We start from the raw sequence: 1,117 nt of genomic DNA on the forward strand, positions 1-1,117 counted from the left end.
GTGTGAACTCACGCTGAAGCGCAACTTCTGATATGTCGTTTTATTCCAAACGGTTCTGGATTTCTATCAGCTTGCTTTCGAAGACTTCTGCTGGTGTCTTGTAGCCGAGGCACTTGCGCGGGGTGGAATTGAGGCGGTGGCAAACCGACCTCAAATATCGGTTTGTCAGCGCCGTCGGTTCGGTCGAGCGAGGCAGGTACTTTCTCAGCCTGTTGTTGGTGTTCTCGACGGTGCCTTTCTGCCACGGAGCTTGCGGGTCACAGAACCAGCTGTCCGCGCCGATGCCGTCCTTTAGATGGCGCCAGGCCGAGAACTCCGTGCCGCGGTCGAAGGTGATTGATTGGCGCGCATCGGCGGGCAGCGGAGCCAGACCGCTGATCAGCGCCTCCATGATCGGTTTGGATTGCCGGTCCTCGTTGCGCATCACGACAGCATACCGGCTCACGCGCTCGACGAGCGATGTCACGTTCACCTTTCCATGTTCTTTGCGGAACATCATCAGATCGCATTCCCAGTGCCCGAACTCTGCGCGCTCTGAGATGCGGTCAGGCCTGTGAGACAGGCTCTGCACATCGAAGATGTGAGTTCGATTGTGCCGCCGGTGCCCACGCGGCCTGCGGCGCTTTCGATGCTCTGGCAGATGGCGATAGAACTGTTCCTCGCGGCCATCCTTGGAATAGGCGAAACGGTAGATCGTCTCGTGGCTGACCCGGACCGGATGACGCTCGAGCCGCATCCGGCCGACGATCTGCTCAGGTGACCATCCGGCCTTGAGGCGGTCTTCGACCGCTTCTTTCAGTTCCGGGTGGACGATCATCTTCCGGTGTACCGCGCGCCGCTGCTCGTACATCTCCTGGGCGGCCACTGCGTGGTATCCGTTCAGCTCAGGAAGTTCCTTGTCATCAAAGAAATTACGCTTGAGCTCCCGGTAGATCGTAGACGCTGCGCGGCCCAGCCGGTCTGCGATCTCAGGCACCGGCATTTTGGCTTCACGCCACTTGGCAATCTTCCGACGTTCTTCCAAACTCAGGTGAGGGTAATTGCGTCCCATTCAATAGCCTCCATGCAAACATCTGTTTTGATACAGAATTTGCACTTCGGATGTGAATCCACCCCG

Annotated in this window: 1 protein-coding gene; it reads right to left on the reverse strand. The window is 58.0% G+C overall.

Going from position 1 to position 1,117, the window contains the following annotated elements:
- Positions 1-40: 40 nt before the first annotated feature.
- Positions 41-1,051, reverse strand: a complete 1,011-nt coding sequence (locus ACFMBG_RS24120) for an IS30 family transposase (protein WP_421057172.1) — start codon at positions 1,049-1,051, stop codon at positions 41-43.
- Between the last annotated feature and the right edge of the window lie 66 nt (positions 1,052-1,117).

This window comes from Leisingera coralii, from assembly GCF_049056525.1.
GTDB classification, from domain to species: Bacteria; Pseudomonadota; Alphaproteobacteria; order Rhodobacterales; family Rhodobacteraceae; genus Leisingera; species Leisingera coralii.

What these genes read in the sequence shown, in the direction of transcription:
- ACFMBG_RS24120 (WP_421057172.1), bottom strand. Translation starts at nt 1,051, where the DNA reads ATGGGACGCAATTACCCTCACCTGAGTTTGGAAGAACGTCGGAAGATT.